Source organism: Stenotrophomonas sp. LMG 10879 (assembly GCF_002750935.1).
Classification (GTDB): Bacteria; Pseudomonadota; Gammaproteobacteria; order Xanthomonadales; family Xanthomonadaceae; genus Stenotrophomonas; species Stenotrophomonas lactitubi_B.
This window is the reverse complement of the sequence record NZ_PEJT01000017.1, coordinates 1-14,508: the sequence shown is the minus strand read 5'-3', so window position 1 is coordinate 14,508 and position 14,508 is coordinate 1. Positions and strand designations below refer to the sequence as shown.

At 66.6% G+C, this 14,508-nt stretch carries 16 protein-coding genes; 3 read left to right on the top strand and 13 right to left on the bottom strand.

Annotated elements, in window-relative coordinates; genetic code table 11:
- Positions 1-151 precede the first annotated feature (151 nt).
- Complete coding sequence (locus tag CR919_RS19845; RefSeq protein ID WP_099821486.1) at positions 152-445, bottom strand: hypothetical protein; 294 nt, start codon at positions 443-445, stop codon at positions 152-154.
- A 160-nt stretch (positions 446-605) separates the two neighbouring features.
- Here CR919_RS19845 and CR919_RS19840 point away from each other — a divergent pair, with 160 nt between their 5' ends.
- Together CR919_RS19840 and CR919_RS19835 are read left to right on the top strand one after the other, a co-directional pair.
- Positions 606-1,694 (top strand): DUF5694 domain-containing protein, encoded by a 1,089-nt coding sequence (locus CR919_RS19840; protein ID WP_099821485.1) that lies wholly within the window; start codon positions 606-608, stop codon positions 1,692-1,694.
- Positions 1,695-1,717: 23 nt separating this feature from the next.
- Positions 1,718-2,038, top strand: coding sequence for a putative quinol monooxygenase (locus tag CR919_RS19835; RefSeq protein WP_243380356.1), 321 nt, complete (start codon positions 1,718-1,720; stop codon positions 2,036-2,038).
- 32 nt (positions 2,039-2,070) lie between these two features.
- Here CR919_RS19835 and CR919_RS19830 read toward each other — a convergent pair whose 3' ends face one another.
- The 10 genes from CR919_RS19830 to CR919_RS19785 form a co-directional block, all read right to left on the bottom strand.
- On the bottom strand, positions 2,071-2,310 hold the full coding sequence (locus tag CR919_RS19830) for a hypothetical protein (protein ID WP_099821484.1): 240 nt from the start codon (positions 2,308-2,310) through the stop codon (positions 2,071-2,073).
- A gap of 64 nt (positions 2,311-2,374) precedes the next feature.
- Positions 2,375-4,576, bottom strand: coding sequence for a PAS domain-containing protein (locus tag CR919_RS19825; RefSeq protein WP_099821483.1), 2,202 nt, complete (start codon positions 4,574-4,576; stop codon positions 2,375-2,377).
- A 202-nt stretch (positions 4,577-4,778) separates the two neighbouring features.
- A complete protein-coding gene (locus tag CR919_RS19820) occupies positions 4,779-7,172 on the bottom strand; it encodes a Tex family protein (protein ID WP_099821482.1) in 2,394 nt (797 codons plus the stop codon).
- A 207-nt stretch (positions 7,173-7,379) separates the two neighbouring features.
- Complete coding sequence (locus CR919_RS19815; RefSeq protein WP_025879252.1) at positions 7,380-7,595, bottom strand: hypothetical protein; 216 nt, start codon at positions 7,593-7,595, stop codon at positions 7,380-7,382.
- A gap of 757 nt (positions 7,596-8,352) precedes the next feature.
- Positions 8,353-8,805, bottom strand: coding sequence for a hypothetical protein (locus CR919_RS19810; RefSeq protein WP_099821481.1), 453 nt, complete (start codon positions 8,803-8,805; stop codon positions 8,353-8,355).
- Positions 8,802-9,005, bottom strand: coding sequence for a PspC domain-containing protein (locus CR919_RS19805; RefSeq protein WP_025879254.1), 204 nt, complete (start codon positions 9,003-9,005; stop codon positions 8,802-8,804). Before CR919_RS19805 ends, CR919_RS19810 begins: the two co-directional genes overlap by 4 nt.
- A gap of 50 nt (positions 9,006-9,055) precedes the next feature.
- The gene (locus CR919_RS19800) at positions 9,056-9,424 is read right to left on the bottom strand and encodes a YfeK family protein (RefSeq protein WP_099821480.1); all 369 of its coding nucleotides are present in this window, start codon (positions 9,422-9,424) and stop codon (positions 9,056-9,058) included.
- Positions 9,421-10,488 carry a class III poly(R)-hydroxyalkanoic acid synthase subunit PhaC gene (locus tag CR919_RS19795; protein ID WP_099821479.1) on the bottom strand — a complete coding sequence of 356 codons (1,068 nt, stop codon included), beginning with the start codon at positions 10,486-10,488 and terminating at the stop codon, positions 9,421-9,423. The genes CR919_RS19800 and CR919_RS19795 overlap by 4 nt, the downstream gene beginning before the upstream one ends.
- Before the next feature lie 3 nt (positions 10,489-10,491).
- Positions 10,492-11,550, bottom strand: coding sequence for a class III poly(R)-hydroxyalkanoic acid synthase subunit PhaE (gene phaE / locus CR919_RS19790; RefSeq protein WP_099821478.1), 1,059 nt, complete (start codon positions 11,548-11,550; stop codon positions 10,492-10,494).
- 22 nt (positions 11,551-11,572) lie between these two features.
- Positions 11,573-12,187, bottom strand: a complete 615-nt coding sequence (locus CR919_RS19785) for a phosphatidylcholine/phosphatidylserine synthase (protein ID WP_025879258.1) — start codon at positions 12,185-12,187, stop codon at positions 11,573-11,575.
- 345 nt (positions 12,188-12,532) lie between these two features.
- Here CR919_RS19785 and CR919_RS19780 point away from each other — a divergent pair, with 345 nt between their 5' ends.
- Positions 12,533-13,183 carry a class I SAM-dependent methyltransferase gene (locus tag CR919_RS19780; RefSeq protein WP_099821477.1) on the top strand — a complete coding sequence of 217 codons (651 nt, stop codon included), beginning with the start codon at positions 12,533-12,535 and terminating at the stop codon, positions 13,181-13,183.
- 11 nt (positions 13,184-13,194) lie between these two features.
- Here CR919_RS19780 and CR919_RS19775 read toward each other — a convergent pair whose 3' ends face one another.
- Both CR919_RS19775 and CR919_RS19770 read right to left on the bottom strand, forming a co-directional pair.
- The gene (locus CR919_RS19775; RefSeq protein ID WP_099821476.1) at positions 13,195-13,683 is read right to left on the bottom strand and encodes an 8-oxo-dGTP diphosphatase; all 489 of its coding nucleotides are present in this window, start codon (positions 13,681-13,683) and stop codon (positions 13,195-13,197) included.
- Positions 13,684-13,723: 40 nt separating this feature from the next.
- Positions 13,724-14,236 carry a DUF1249 domain-containing protein gene (locus CR919_RS19770; RefSeq protein WP_099821475.1) on the bottom strand — a complete coding sequence of 171 codons (513 nt, stop codon included), beginning with the start codon at positions 14,234-14,236 and terminating at the stop codon, positions 13,724-13,726.
- Between the last annotated feature and the right edge of the window lie 272 nt (positions 14,237-14,508).

Below are 14,508 nucleotides of genomic sequence, written 5' to 3'. Positions count from 1 at the left end.
AGCGACTGGCAGAAACAGTAAGGCAGCTGCGATCGTCATCAAACAGCGGCGGAGCACACGGCACGGGCCGCCCATTGGAGGCAGCCTCGGGTCCGGCAGCGGGAGCCCGCAGCGGGCTCCAGAGAAGGTATCGGCGGCGCAACCAACTACTTTAGGGGGCCAGCCCCTGGTCGGCAGCGCGCCGCAGAACCCAGCGCAGCAGCATCGTTGCCAGCACCGCCGGCAGGTAGCCCAGACTGCCGCAGACGACCAGCAGCGAGGGCTCCACCAGCGGCCCGCCACCACCGAAGATCCAGCTGCGGGTGGCGAGGACATACAGCGCGAACGGCACCAGCAGCAACGGTGCCAGGCGCCCCAGCTGCCACCGCCATCTGCCGGGCCCGATCCAGCCAGCCAGTGCACCCAGCACGGCGCCTGCGGCTACGATGGTGGCGATTTCATCCATGACGCGCTTCCGGAAGTCTTCCAGCCACCATTCTGGACCAGCGCCGACGGAAAGGGGATGCAGCAGGCGCGCAGAAGGTTGCAATGACCATCGGGACATCCTTTGCCGGCCCGCTGCCGGCAGCATGCGCCCACTTACTGGATTTTTGCTGGGAGGCAGCATGCTTCGACGCTTGAGCGCCATCATCATCCTCAGCCTGTGCAGTGCCGGCGCAGTGGCCAGCGACGCGGGGTTCCGTCCCAACTTCCATCCCGACCAGCTGAAGGGACCACCCGCCGGTCGCCACAACGAAGTACTGGTGCTTGGGACAGCACATCTGTCGGAACTGCCAAAGACCTTCGAGCCGGCCCTGCTGGAGCCCTTGCTGGAGCGTTTGGCACGTTGGCGTCCGGAGGCGATTGCCACCGAAAACCTGTCCGGCCTGCAGTGCGACTTCATGCGTCGCAATCCCAGCCGCTATGCCGAAAGCGTTGAAACCTACTGCTACGACACCGATGAGGCCCGCGTCGCCACCGGCCTCGACGTGCCCAGCGCCAACGCCGAGATGGGACGCCTGCTGTCGGCATGGCCGGCAAGCCCGACAGCAGCGCAGCGTCGGCACCTGGCCGCGGTGTTCCTGGCGGCTGGCGAGCGCGGATCGGCGCAGGTGCAATGGCTGCGTCTGCCCGTGCAGGAGCGCATCGCCGGCGACGGCCTGGATGCTGCGCTGGTCGAGATTCTCGACAAGAGCCTGACCCGTCGCAATGAAACCAACCTGGTGGCGGCAGTCCTCGCTGCCCGCCTGGGGCTGGAACGCCTGTGGGCAGTGGACGACCACACCGCCGATTCGCCCACCCCGCCCGAGGACAGGAAGGCGGCACGCGAAGCGATGATGAAGGCCTGGGACAACCCGCACGCAGACGCACGGCGGGACGCCGACGAGCCGCTGTATGCCAACGTCGGCAAGGTCGATGGCGTGCTGGACCTGTACCGTGCCTACAACCGCCCCGACGTAGGCCTGCAGGCCTACCAGGCGGACTTCGGCGCGGCGCTGGTCGAGCCCTCTTCCCAGGGCTTTGGTCGCAACTATGTGGGCTACTGGGAAACCCGCAACCTGCGCATGGTCGCCAACATCCGCGAAGTGCTGGGCGAGCGACCGGGAACGCGCCTGCTGGCCATCGTTGGCGCTTCGCACAAAGGCTACTACGAGGCCTATCTCAACATGATGCACGACGTGCAGCTGGTGGATGCCGAAGCGGTGCTGCGCTGAGGTCCTGGCCGCGCGCACCTACAATGCTGCGTTTCCTGCACGGGGGTTCCAGCATGCTAAAGGTCATCGCCGAGGATTTCATACATCCTGACGCGGTCGAAATCGTCCTGCCGCTATACCGCGAGCTGGTTGCCTGCACGCGGAGCGAACCTCTGTGCATCGCCTACGACCTGTTCGTCGACCAGAAGGATCCCGGCCACTTCATATTCATTGAGCAGTGGCCGGATCGCGCAGCGCTGGACACCCACTGTGCAACCGAGCACTTCCGCCGCCTGGTCCCCCTGATCGATGCGCACCAGCGCAGTCCGGGCACGTTCCTGCTGATGGATCCGGCTGCGCTGTAGCCGTCCATCGTCTGCCCTGCCCTGCGTGCAGATCAAGGGCGTTGCTGCGCATCACCGCGCCGGGCACGCCAGATCGTCACGCTGGCAGCGACGATGCAGCCCAGCGTGACCAGCAGCATCACCGCCACGCCCCACTGCACCACGGGGACCAGCATCCGGGCCTGCTGATCATCGCGCAGCTGCTCCAGCCGCAGCCAGCCGGACAGAGCCAGGGACCAGCCGATAGTGGCTGGCGCATAGGCACGGACGGCACTCAGGTTCCAGGACCTCATTTCGTTTTCCTGCGGAGGTAGGGTGTTGGCGCAGTATTCGCCGCGCCCCTCTCACAGGCTGAGATCAGCCATCGCCGAGGTCGCTGCCGTCCGCCGACGCGCCGCCGGGCAGTTCACTGCTTTCGCCCTGCACCTGCACGTTGTTGCGGCCCATCGCCTTGGCGCGGTAGCACTGGGCATCGGCGGCGGCGACGGCCTGGTCCACGCTCATGCCGGCGGCAAGCGGCGCGATGCCGATGCTGGCACCGATCCGCAGTTGGTGCTGATCCCACGGAATGGACAGGCTGGACAGGGTATGCAGCAGTTCACCACCGATGCGCGCCGCGCGCCGCGGGCTGCACCCGGACAGGATCACGGCGAATTCGTCACCGCCCAGCCGCGCCACCACATCCGAATCGCGCACGCCATGGCGCAATACGCTGGCCACGGCCCACAGCACGGCATCGCCGGCCAGGTGCCCAAAGGTATCGTTGACCGGCTTGAACCGGTCCAGATCGATATACATGAGTGATGCCGCCTGCCCGGTCCGCTCGACCCGGGTGATCGCCTGCTGCAGATGCACTTCGAAGCCGCGGCGGTTACCCAGTTCGGTCAGCGGATCCATCTCCGCCAGGTGTCTCGCCTCGCGCTCGCGCGCACGCTGCTGGGTGTCATCGCGCAGCACCCACACCGCGCCACGCACCTGGCCCTCGTCATTGCGAAGCCAGGCCCGGGTCAGGTCCACCGGCACCACGGCGCTGCCCATCTGCAGCAGCAGATCGGCATGCAGGTCCACGGCATTGCTTTCCGGATCCAACAGCACGCTGACGTCGAGCTGCGACTGCGGTGCGTATTCGGTAGTCAACGACAGCACGTCCTGCACGCGATGCCCGGCCAGCGACAGCGCACCATCACCGGCAAGCATTCGCACGGCGGCCGCGTTGGCGTATTCGATGCGACCGTCCAGGGCAACGCTGAGCACCAGGTCGGCAACCGCATCCAGGGTGATGCGGCTGCGCTGCTCGCTTTCGAACAGGCGCTGCTCGCTGCTGCGCTGGGCGCTGACATCCTGGATCTGCGACACGAAATGCAGCGGCTCGCCGCGCTCGTTGCGTACCAGCGATACCGACAGCCGTGCCCAGATGGTGTTGCCGTCCCGGCCCACGTAGCGCTTTTCAAGGTGATAGTGGGTGCGCCGCCCCGCCAGCAGATCCTGCACCAGGGCCAGGTCGGTCTGCAGATCGGCCGGATGGGTCAAGCGCTGGAAATCAACCTGCAGCAGTTCCTCGCGCGGGTAACCGAGAATGCGGCACAGCGCATCGTTGACATCCAGCCATCGTCCTTCCAGCGACACCAGTGCCATGCCCAGTGCCGCCGAGGTGAACGCACCGGCGAACTTCTCCGCCGACAAGCGGGCCTCGGCGCGGGCCTGCAGGATTTCAGTAATGTCGATGGCCATGCCGACGTAACCGATACGCGCGCCATCGGCGCCATCCATGCGGCTGATCGACAGGCGCACCTGGCGGCGCTGCCCATCCTTGCGCAGCAGCGTCCACTGTCGCGAATACGTCTGGCCATCGGCACGCGCACTGAGTGCCTCGAACACACCGGGAACCTGTCCGTCAGCAGTCGCCAGCGGTCGCAGCCACGCCTGCAGTTCAACCGGATCGTGGAACGCATCCAGCCGGCGCCCACCCACTACTTCAGCCGCGGTGTAGCCGAGCATCCGCTGTGCGCCCGTATTGAACAGGGTGATGGTGCCGTCGGTGTCGGTGGCGATCACCGCCACTTCGTCTGAGGCGTCGACCACCGCCTGCAGGCGTTGCCGCATCTCCGCCGCATCCTGGCGCGCTTGCTGCAGCTCGGTGACGTCGGCATGGGCACCGGCCATCCACAGCGGCCGGCCCTGACCGTCCCACTCGAACACCCGTCCGCGGTCGTGGATCCAGATCCATTGGCCGTTCTTGTGACGCATGCGCAACAGGCAGACATAGTGGTCGGTGCGGCCATCGAAGTGGTCCTGCAGGGCCGCATCGGACAGCGCCAGATCATCCGGATGGACCAGTGCGATGAAGGTCTTCTGGCAGATCGGCTCCAACTCATCCAACCGGTAACCGACGATCTCGGCCCAGCGTTCGTTGACCCGCATCTGTCCGCTCTGGACGTTCCACTCCCACGTGCCAGCCGCAGTGCCTTCGATGATCATCGCCAGGCGACGGCGCTCTTCGGCCAGTTCCTGCAGCCGGCGCTCCAGCAGTACGTTGCCGCTGTTGCCCTGATCGGCCATCAGCCTCCTCCCCTGCCGACGCAGCTGCCCGCAGGCCGTGGCGAGGTGCCACAGCGGTCACGGAACCAGGCGGATGGTGCTGACGGCATGGCCTCCCCAGCGACAGCGGGGGCCCAGGCGCCCCTTCCAGCGCAAGTGTGCGCATTGCCGGGGAACATCGACAAGTCCCCCACCCGGCCCGCGCCGGGGGGGGACCACGGACTCAGCTGCGCTTGGCCCGTGCGAACGCCTCGGCCAGGGCATTGTTGGCGGGCGGCGCGGCCTGTGCCGGGCGTCCGCCATTGCCCGGGTTGCGGCTCTGGCCACGCCCCTGCCCGGGATTGCCCGCGTCGCGACGGGGCGCCTGCCCCTGGCTGCGTTCATCACGGCTGCCCGGACGGCTGGTGGCCTGGCCGGGCGTGTCATCCAGGCGACGGGTCAGGGCGATGCGCTTGCGCGGCACGTCCACCTCCAGCACCTTCACCTTGACGATGTCGCCGGCCTTGACCACGTCACGCGGATCTTTCACATAGGTATCGGACAGCGCCGAGATGTGGATCAGGCCATCCTGGTGCACGCCGATATCGACGAACGCACCGAATGCGGCCACGTTGCTGACCACACCTTCCAGCACCATGCCCTCGCGCAGGTCCTTGATGTCCTCGACGCCCTCGGCGAAACGGGCCGCCTTGAACTCGGGGCGCGGATCGCGGCCGGGCTTTTCCAGTTCCTTGAGGATGTCGCGCACGGTCGGCACACCGAACGTTTCGTCGGTGAACTGCTCGGCTTTCAACCCGCGCAGGAAGCTGCCGTCGCCGATCAGCGCCTTGATCGGGCGCGCGGTGCTGGCCACGATGCGCTCGACCACCGGGTAGGCCTCCGGGTGCACCGACGATGCATCCAGCGGCTCATCACCATCGGCGATACGCAGGAAGCCTGCACATTGCTCGAACGTCTTCTCGCCCAACCGCGACACCTTCAACAGGTCCTTGCGACGCTTGAACGGACCGTTGTCATCGCGGTGGCGCACGATGTTCTCGGCCACCGTTGAAGACAGGCCTGACACCCGCGACAGCAGCGCCGCCGAAGCAGTGTTGACGTACACGCCGACAGCGTTCACGCAGTCCTCCACCCGCGCATCCAGCGCACGCGCCAGGCGGTACTGGTCCACGTCGTGCTGGTACTGCCCGACACCGATCGCCTTCGGCTCGATCTTCACCAGCTCGGCCAGCGGGTCCTGCAGGCGGCGCGCGATCGATACCGCGCCACGGATCGACACGTCCAGGTCCGGGAACTCCTTGGCCGCCGTTTCCGACGCCGAATACACCGACGCCCCGGCTTCGCTGACCACGATTTTCTGCGGTGCGTTGTCACCCAGCGCCTTGATGGCCTCACCGGCCAGCTTGTCGGTCTCGCGGCTGGCGGTGCCGTTGCCGATCGCGATCAGCTGCACGTTGTGCCTGGTGCACAACTGCTTGATCGTCTGCAGCGACTGCTCCCACTGCCGGCGGGGTTCGTGCGGGTAGATGGTATCGGTGGCGACCAGCTTGCCGGTGGCGTCGACCACGGCGATCTTGCAGCCGGTGCGGATGCCCGGGTCCAGGCCCAGCACGCTTTTCGGGCCGGCCGGCGCGGCCAGCAGCAGATCCTTGAGGTTGTCGCCGAACACCGCGATGGCTTCGGCCTCGGCCTTCTCGCGGGCCTGGTTGAACAGGTCCAGCAGCAGGTGCATGTGCAGCTTGGCCCGCCAGGTCAGGCGGCAGGCATCGAGCAGCCAGCGATCAGCGGGGCGCCCCGCATCGCGGATGCCGGCGTTGTGCGCCACGCGCCCTTCAGCGTACTGATGCCCCGCCTCGGCATCCTTGCCCGGGTCCAGTTCCAGGAACAGGATCTCCTCGCGGCGCGCGCGGAACAACGCCAACAACCGGTGCGAGGGGATCTTCGCCAGTGACTCGGCATGTTCGAAATAATCGCGGTACTTGGCGCCTTCGGTTTCCTTGCCCTCGGCAACGCGGGCACGGATCACGCCCTGCTCGCTCAACCAGCTGCGCAGTTCACCGACCAGCGTGGCGTCCTCTCCCCAGCGCTCCATCAGGATCGCGCGGGCCCCTTCCAGCGCGGCCTTGGTATCGGCCACGCCCTTGTCGGCATCCACGAACGTGGCGGCAAAGACCTGCGGGTCCTGCGTGGGATCGCCCAGCAGGCCGTCGGCCAACGGCTCCAGCCCGGCTTCGCGGGCGATCTGCGCGCGGGTGCGGCGCTTGGGCTTGTACGGCAGGTAAAGATCTTCCAGCCGGCTCTTGGTGTCGGCAGCGAGAATCTCGTTGCGCAGCTCATCGCTGAGCTTGCCCTGTTCGCCGATGCTGGCCAGCACCGCCGCACGGCGGTCTTCCAGTTCGCGCAGGTAGGTCAGGCGGGTTTCCAGGTTGCGCAGCTGGGTGTCGTCCAGGCCGCCGGTGACTTCCTTGCGGTAGCGGGCGATGAACGGAACGCTTGCGCCTTCATCGAGCAGGCCGACGGCGGCGCTGACCTGGGCGGTCTGGGCACCGATTTCTTCGGCGATGGTCTGGGCGATCTGCTGGGCGAGCTGGCGCTGGGCGTGCTTGGCGTCGTGCATTGTTTCCGGCCTGGGCCGCATTGCGGGAAAGGCCCATTCTTGCAATGCGCGGGCGGCAGGGACAAGGCGTTGACAGAACGGCGGTTCAGGCGGCGGGTCCGGATCGGACGCCGGCATCCTGGCAAGTGGGGCTCGGACTGGCCCCGGGGCTGGGATGCCGGCGCGGACGCGCGATGGTGGAGCGCGTCCTGCCGCGTAGTGCGAAGGTCAGCGGTAGTGGCGGGCGGCACGCTGCATGACGATGTCGTCACGCAGGCTCTCAAGCGCCATCAGGCGGACCTTGCCGACACCCTGCAGTTCCATGAACCGCTCCGTGTAGAACTCCGGCCCCAGCGCGGTATCGGCGCGGGATTTGCTGAAGCCGTAGGGCACCACGCCCTTCTCGCCATCCTTGCTACCACCGACATAAAGAACGATTGCCATGTGATGTCTTCCTCCAAATTGCTACTGCGTACTGCACACGATGAGCGGTACTTGCGAGCCCATCTGGGTAGAGCTTACCGCGACCAAGCTGACTGGAACGTCACGAAGACTAATGACGATCGGTTGCATGCAGATGACTGCGGGATCGCAGCAGAATGCTTACGGATCTTTAACTTTCGGCTAACGAATAGAGGGATTCCAGCCAACGGCGCAGCCCCTCGTGGGTGGGTGGGTTGGTCGCGGAATGCAAAAGCCGTCGCGCTGGTCGGCCGGGTTGGGTTCGCGGGGGACGCCGTGAATCCGTCCCTGGAGGCTTGGCCGCGCCATCCATGGCGCGGACACCCCCGCGAACCCAACCCGCCCGCCCTCTGACAGATCTCTGCGGTCTGCAACCCACGGAGAAGAAAAAGAAGATCAAAAGCAAAAGCGATCTGGCCGGCCGCTTTTTTGTAGAGCCGAGCCCACGCTCGGCTGCTTTCAGGCCATTCCGCGAAGCCGAGCGCAGGCTCGGCTCTACACGCGCAAGCGCAGCGCGCGACCCGCTTCTGCTGTTCTTTTTCTTCTCCGTGGCTGGGCGCACACGGAAACTGTCAGGGGTCGGGCAGGTGGGTTGCGCAGGGGCGTGAGCCGCATGGATGCGGCGACCGAGCTTACAGGGACGTACTTGCAGCGGCCCCTGCGCAACCCACCTGCCCGGCCCAATCACATGAATCGCTCTACGCGACCACCCACGAGGGGCTCCGCCGTTGACTGGAAACTACGGCCACCAGCCATGCCCGAACCGCGCGTAATGATCAGCCGCACGCTCGAACGGATTGCGCGCGCTGACGCCACCACACAGCAGATACACCGGCAGGTACAACGGCCCCAGCACCAGGTACTGGTATACGTGCGCACGCTCGTGGTCATCCAGCCGAATCAACGGTTCTACGCCCCACCCCGCCTGATGCGCGTAGGTACGGCAGCACATGCCCAGATCGTAGCCGGTGTGCAGGATCACGTTACCCAGGGTGATCGCTCCGCCCGGCCCCCACGGCCAATGGTCGAACACCACCGCGCAGTCGCGACCGCTCCAGCGCATCTTCGCGCCCCCCAGCAATCCGGCCAGACCGCCAACCAGGCCGATCACGGTATTGGGCACGGTCCACAGCGCGCCCAGCACCTGCAGCGCGCGCAGCCAGATCGGCCAGGGCCGGGACGCGGTGTTCAATCGGCCTCGTTGGGGATCAGCAGCCACAGCAGCAGGTAGACCAGGATGCCCGGGAACGCGGCCGACGCCAGCGAGACCACCACGTACAGCACCCGGACCAGGGTCGGGTTCCAGCCGAAACGATGGGCAATGCCGCCCATCACTCCGGCGATCATGCGGTCGTTCAGCGAGCGCGACAGGGTGCGCGGCACAGCATTCATGGCGAGGTCTCCCGGCTGTCTGGCTGCGGCCACTGTAGCGCCTGCCGTGTCTACGGCGTGCGTTGGCGCAGCGCCTGCAGGCGCGCGCCGAACCACGTCGCAGAGGTCTGTTCGGGCTGGCCGGGGCAGCGGATCCGGTACGCCTTGCCACTCATGCTGCTCTGGCTGGCCGCACGCTCGATGAACTGCTCGGCGCTGTCGACCATGTCCTTCTTCAGCAGGTAGTCGTACTTGCGCTGCAGGTGGGCACGCGCATCGGCGGGTCCGTACCAGCTGCCATTGCGCTGGAACTGGCACTGGGAGCCGTCCAGGCTGCCGATCAGCTGTGCGATCTCGCGGCGCGCATCGGCGCTCGGCGCTGCGCCGGCAAGGCCCGGCGCCAGGGCCAGCGCAAGCGCGACCAGGGGGGAATACTTCATGGCGTGCGTTCCTTCAGCCAGTTGTCGATGGTCGCAGGCACTTCGCGCTGCGCGCGCCCGGAGACGTAGATACCAATATGCCCACCGCGGAAACTGGACTCGGTGTAGTCCTGCGTACCCAGCCGGCCACGCATCGCACGTGATGCATCCGGCGGCACCAAGTGATCCTGTTCGGCGTAGATGTTGAGCACGGGCAGAGTCACTTGCGACAGATCCACCGCCTCTTCACCTATCTTCACCGTGCCGTTCATCAGCCCGTTGCCCTGGTAGAACTGCTTGATGAACTCGCGGAAGGCCTCGCCCGCCAGATCGGGCGAGTCGAAGATCCACTTTTCCATGCGCAGGAAGTCTTCCAGCGCGGCCTTGTCATCGAGGATGTCGAGCAGGCCAACGTACTTCTGCACGTTCAGGCGGAACGGCTTGAGCATCAGGTAGCTGGCATTCATCAGATCGGCCGGGATGTTGCCCAGCGTGTCCACCAGCAGATCCACGTCCACCTGCTGCGCCCAGTGCGACAGCATGTTGTCGGTGGTCTGGAAATCGACCGGGGTGACCATGGTGATCAGGTTGCCCAGCTTCTGCCGGCGCAATGCGGCGTAGCACAGCGCGAACACGCCGCCCTGGCAGATGCCGAGCATGTCAACCGGGCCACCGCTGCGCGCGCGCAGCGCATCCACCGCGCCATCGATGTAGCGCAGCAGGTAATCCTCAAGTGTCTGGTAACGTTCGGAACGGTCCGGATAGCCCCAGTCCAGCACGTACACGTCCTGGCCCAGCGCCAGCAGCTTCTGCACCAGTGAGCGATCGGCCTGCAGGTCCACCATGTACGGGCGGTTGACCAGCGCGTACACGATCAGCAGCGGCGTGCGCCGGACCGGTGCGTTCTCGCCGACGAAGCGATACAGCACCACCTTGCCATCGCGCCAGACTTCCTCGCGGGCGGTGGCGCCATAGTCGACATCCTCCACCTGCGGCAACAGCTTCAACCCCTCCATCAGCTTGCGCTGCATGGCCAGGGTCTCCTGCATCAGGTCATCGGCATTGAAGCCCAGCGGTCCTTTCATGGCTTACGACTTCCGCGTGGCGGTGCGCGAGGTGGTCTTCTTCGCTGGCGCTTTCTTCGCGGCAGCCTTCTTTGCTGGTGCCTTCTTCGCGGCAGGCTTGCGCGCGACGGGCTTCACCCTCGCAGGCGCTGGCTGGGCCACCGGGTCGACCGCATCGGTACCGGCAAGCACCGCCACCTGTGCCTGCAGCCGGCGCAGATTGCGCTCGAGCTCGGCGATGCGACGGTGGGCGGCATCCATCTCGGTGCGGGTCGGCAGGCCGATGCGTTCACTCATCTGTTCCACCTCGCGTTGCAGGCCCGCGCGCAGGCGCATCTGCGCATTGCCCAGCGCCGCGTAGATCTGCTGGAACGGTGCAGACATGGCGACCTTGGCGTAGGCCTCCTCGGCCACTTCGATCCACAGATCGAACATCGCCCGTGCGCTGGTCAGCTGGCTGCCGGGCTGCTCATGGTCGGCCAGGCGCTGCTCGAACAGGTCGAACGCCTCTTCCAGCGCCTGCTTGATCTGCTCGACATAAGCCTGGGAGTGATGCTGGTACTCCTCCTGCGCGCGCAGCAGGGCCTGCCACCGCGCCTGATGCTCGCGGCCGGGCCCGAACGCCGGGCTCTGCAGCCAGGGGCCGGCCAGCGTCTGCAACTGCTGGAACCACGCCGTGAACTCCGGCGCAGCAGCGCCGGCGTGGGTGCTGCCACGGGCGCCCTGCAGCATCCACTGCAGCATGCCGTCGCCCTGCCCCTTCACCGCTTCACGCCAGGCCTGGGCAACCTCGGCGCTGCTGGCATCGCGGCCGGCAAAGCGTGCCGCCACTTCCTGCATGGTGCCGTACCAGCTGCCAGCCTGTTCGCGGAACCGCCGCACCGCCTCTTCCGGCGCGGCCGCGCCGGTCTCGGGCAGCAGTTGGCCCCACCAGTCGAACAGGTGCTTCCAGCTGCCCGGGTCGTCGCCAGCGGGGGCGCCTGGCACAGTCGCGTGGCGCAGGGCATCGCCCCAGGCGCCGAAGTACTGCCGGGCCAGGTTCTCGAAATCGCTGCTGCCAGGGTCGTTGGCCGAGCTGGTCATCGCGCTCCTCCGCAGGGCTGGATCATGGCTTGGGAATGCGCAGGGTCTTGCTGATCATCAGCGACCCGGACAGCGCGAACAGCAGCACCAACGGATGCAGCTGCCAGGGGCCGATCTGCCACTGGCCCAGCCACAGGTCGTGGCCGATGGCATCGGTGCCGGCGGCAATCGCCAGCACGATCACCAGCGCCAGGCTGGTGGGAATCGGCGTTCCCTCGAAGTACTTCACCTTGCCTTCGTCACCGCTCATCGCCTCGGCGGTCACGTTGTACCGGGCCAGGCGGCTGACGCCGCAGCAGACGAAGTAGCTCAGCACCAGCCAGTCCCAGCCGCCCTGCATGCCACAGGCATAGGCCAGCGCTGCCGGTGCGACACCAAAGGAAATGACGTCCGACAGGGAGTCGAGCTCGCGGCCCAGGGTCGAACTGGACTTGCGCCAGCGCGCGATGCGGCCGTCCAGTGCATCGAAAATGAAAGCCAGCGGGATCAGCGCCATGCCGAACAGCAGATAGCCGCGCTCGCCATCCTGCAGGAAACGCATCGCGGCAAACACCGCGCCGGTGCCGCAGAAAGCGTTGGCGAGGGTGAACCAGTCCGCCAGATGGAACTCGCGCAGCATCGAGAAGTGACGTTTCATGAAGTCTCACGGGGCATCAAGGCCCACAGGGTACCGCGAGCGCCGCCACCGGCAACAGCATGGGCTGACCCCGCCCTTCACCCGTCACTCACCGATCCTCACCAGCGGTGAATTTTTCGCCACCCATCTTGACAGCCTAGGGGGGTGGCGCCTGCCAGTGCTTATCCACAAAGTTGCCCACGCGTAATCCACACCCCCTGTGGACAACTGGCTCTCACCGACTGCGACGCTGGACATTTCCTCATCACCTCAAGCCGGGGTTTCCCTACTTCCCAAGCCGATCGGCTGGCGCTATGGTCTGCGGCGGACCCGCCGCCGCCACGTCCGACTCCCCACCCACGGACGATGTTGATGCTGGATGCACGCACCCTGGCCGCGCAGTTGCGGCAGCCCCATGGCGAGGCCGCGCTGGCCGTGAGCGAATCGATGAACCGCAGCAACGGCGCCCTCAACCAGGCCGCAATCGCGTTGCTGGCGGTCGCTCCCGGAGAGCAGGTGCTGGAGATCGGCCCCGGCAACGCCGCCTTCGCGCCGCTGCTGCTGCAGGCCAGCGGCAGTCGCTACGTGGGCGTGGAGCTGTCCAGTGCCATGGTCGACGCCGGCAACCAGCATCTTGCCGCCAGCGGCCTGGCCGGGCGTGCCACGCTGCGCGAAGGCGATGTCCATGCCCTGCCCTTGGCGGATGCCTGCATCGATGCTGCGCTGGCGGTCAACACCCTGTACTTCTGGCCGAACCTGGCCCCCGTGCTGGATGAACTGGCGCGGGTGCTGCATCGCGGCGGCCGGCTGTGCCTGGCCTTCGGCGATGCTGGATTCATGCGCAGCCTGCCCTTCGCCGCCGACTTCGAACTGCATGAGCTGGATGCCGTGGAGCTGGCGCTGCGGGTGTCCGGTTTCAGCGTCACGGCATGGCGTTCGCATCGCGAATGCACAGCCGGCAATGACGGCCAGCAGCGGGAAAAGCACTTCCACCTGCTGCTGGCGCGCCGCCGGTAGGGGCGGCCAGGTCAAAGACGGCTGAAGGACCAGCTCTGCATGCGTCCGTCCCGGTAAGGCATGACGCCGTGGAACGGGCGCGGATCGGCATCGAACACCAGCGGCAGGAAGTTGCGGTCGCCCTCCCACATCGGCAGCTGGTCGAGTTTGTCCACGTCCACCCACTCCAGGGTGCCTTCGTGGTTGCCGCCGTGCGGGGCCCCCTCGAAGCTGTCGATGACGAACACGAAACCGAACCAGTCCTCGCCGTGCTTGCCGAAACCCGGCCAGCTGATGGTGCCGCGCAGGCGCATGGCGGTGCAGTCGATGCCGGCTTCCTCGGCGATCTCACGGCGCATGCCGGCGGCCACGTCTTCGGTCGGTTCGACCTTGCCGCCCAGGCCGTTGTATTTGCCCAGGTGGTGGTCGCCCGCCCGGGTATTGCGATGGATCATCAGCACCTGGCGACGATCGGGCGAGAGCACATAGCCCAGGGTGGCGACGATCGGGGTATATGGCATGTGCGAATCCGGCGGCGGGTCAGCCGTGGATTATGGCCGATCAACGCACCAGCGACAGGCGACGGTCGCCCTCACCCACGGTGTTGCCGTCAGGGTCACGGCGCAGGGTGGCCACGCCATGGCCGCGTTCGGCCAGGTATTCCAGCCATTTGCCGAGGAAGGTGTTCATCCGCATGCGATGGCTGATCAGCTCGGCCGGCGGCGGGTACAGGCCCATGGTGTCCTGCCAGCGGCGGCCGACGTAGCAGTGGGTGGTCTCGGCCTGGCGCGCGTCGCGGTACAGGCGGACGAAGGCTGATGGGTCCGGTTCACCGGTCACCGGGTCGGCCAGGTCGTAGGTCAGGCGCAGCTCCACCGTGTAGCGGTGGCACTCGATCACATCCAGACGCACATCCAGGCCATCGCCCACCGAGGAGACGTAGCTTCCCGCCACCAGCTCGGCCGGCGCGAACAGGCGCACCAGGTGGCGGTAGTTCTCCGCGTACAGCCCCATCAGCCAGCTCAGCCGGCTCAGGCGGGGAATGCGCTCGCTACGGGGCAATGCTCGGGCCATGGGTTGATCCTACACGTTGGCCCTTCAACGTGGGGACAGTTCAACCCGCAGCCAAGCCGCCAACGGCGATCACCCCTGTAGAGCCGAGATCCTATGTTTGTGGTCAAGCCTGCTGGAAGCAGGCTTGACCCACTTTCAGCATGGCTGGATCAAAGTCCCGACCGCTCTTGAAGACGCCCCAGGCGATCTTGGCCAGCTTTCTGGCCAGGATGTTGAAGCTGGCGGTACTGCTGTGGCCGCGTTCGCGGATGGCCGTGTAAAGGGGTTTGCCG

Bases quoted from the DNA above. Each gene is read 5' to 3' on its own strand.
- CR919_RS19845 (WP_099821486.1), bottom strand. From the start codon at position 445: ATGGATGAAATCGCCACCATCGTAGCCGCAGGCGCCGTGCTGGGTGCA.
- CR919_RS19840 (WP_099821485.1), top strand. From the start codon at position 606: ATGCTTCGACGCTTGAGCGCCATCATCATCCTCAGCCTGTGCAGTGCC.
- CR919_RS19835 (WP_243380356.1), top strand. From the start codon at position 1,718: ATGCTGCGTTTCCTGCACGGGGGTTCCAGCATGCTAAAGGTCATCGCC.
- CR919_RS19830 (WP_099821484.1), bottom strand. From the start codon at position 2,310: ATGAGGTCCTGGAACCTGAGTGCCGTCCGTGCCTATGCGCCAGCCACT.
- CR919_RS19825 (WP_099821483.1), bottom strand. From the start codon at position 4,576: ATGGCCGATCAGGGCAACAGCGGCAACGTACTGCTGGAGCGCCGGCTG.
- CR919_RS19820 (WP_099821482.1), bottom strand. From the start codon at position 7,172: ATGCACGACGCCAAGCACGCCCAGCGCCAGCTCGCCCAGCAGATCGCC.
- CR919_RS19815 (WP_025879252.1), bottom strand. From the start codon at position 7,595: ATGGCAATCGTTCTTTATGTCGGTGGTAGCAAGGATGGCGAGAAGGGC.
- CR919_RS19805 (WP_025879254.1), bottom strand. From the start codon at position 9,005: ATGAATGCTGTGCCGCGCACCCTGTCGCGCTCGCTGAACGACCGCATG.
- CR919_RS19800 (WP_099821480.1), bottom strand. From the start codon at position 9,424: ATGAAGTATTCCCCCCTGGTCGCGCTTGCGCTGGCCCTGGCGCCGGGC.
- CR919_RS19795 (WP_099821479.1), bottom strand. From the start codon at position 10,488: ATGAAAGGACCGCTGGGCTTCAATGCCGATGACCTGATGCAGGAGACC.
- phaE (WP_099821478.1), bottom strand. From the start codon at position 11,550: ATGACCAGCTCGGCCAACGACCCTGGCAGCAGCGATTTCGAGAACCTG.
- CR919_RS19785 (WP_025879258.1), bottom strand. From the start codon at position 12,187: ATGAAACGTCACTTCTCGATGCTGCGCGAGTTCCATCTGGCGGACTGG.
- CR919_RS19780 (WP_099821477.1), top strand. From the start codon at position 12,533: ATGTTGATGCTGGATGCACGCACCCTGGCCGCGCAGTTGCGGCAGCCC.
- CR919_RS19775 (WP_099821476.1), bottom strand. From the start codon at position 13,683: ATGCCATATACCCCGATCGTCGCCACCCTGGGCTATGTGCTCTCGCCC.
- CR919_RS19770 (WP_099821475.1), bottom strand. From the start codon at position 14,236: ATGGCCCGAGCATTGCCCCGTAGCGAGCGCATTCCCCGCCTGAGCCGG.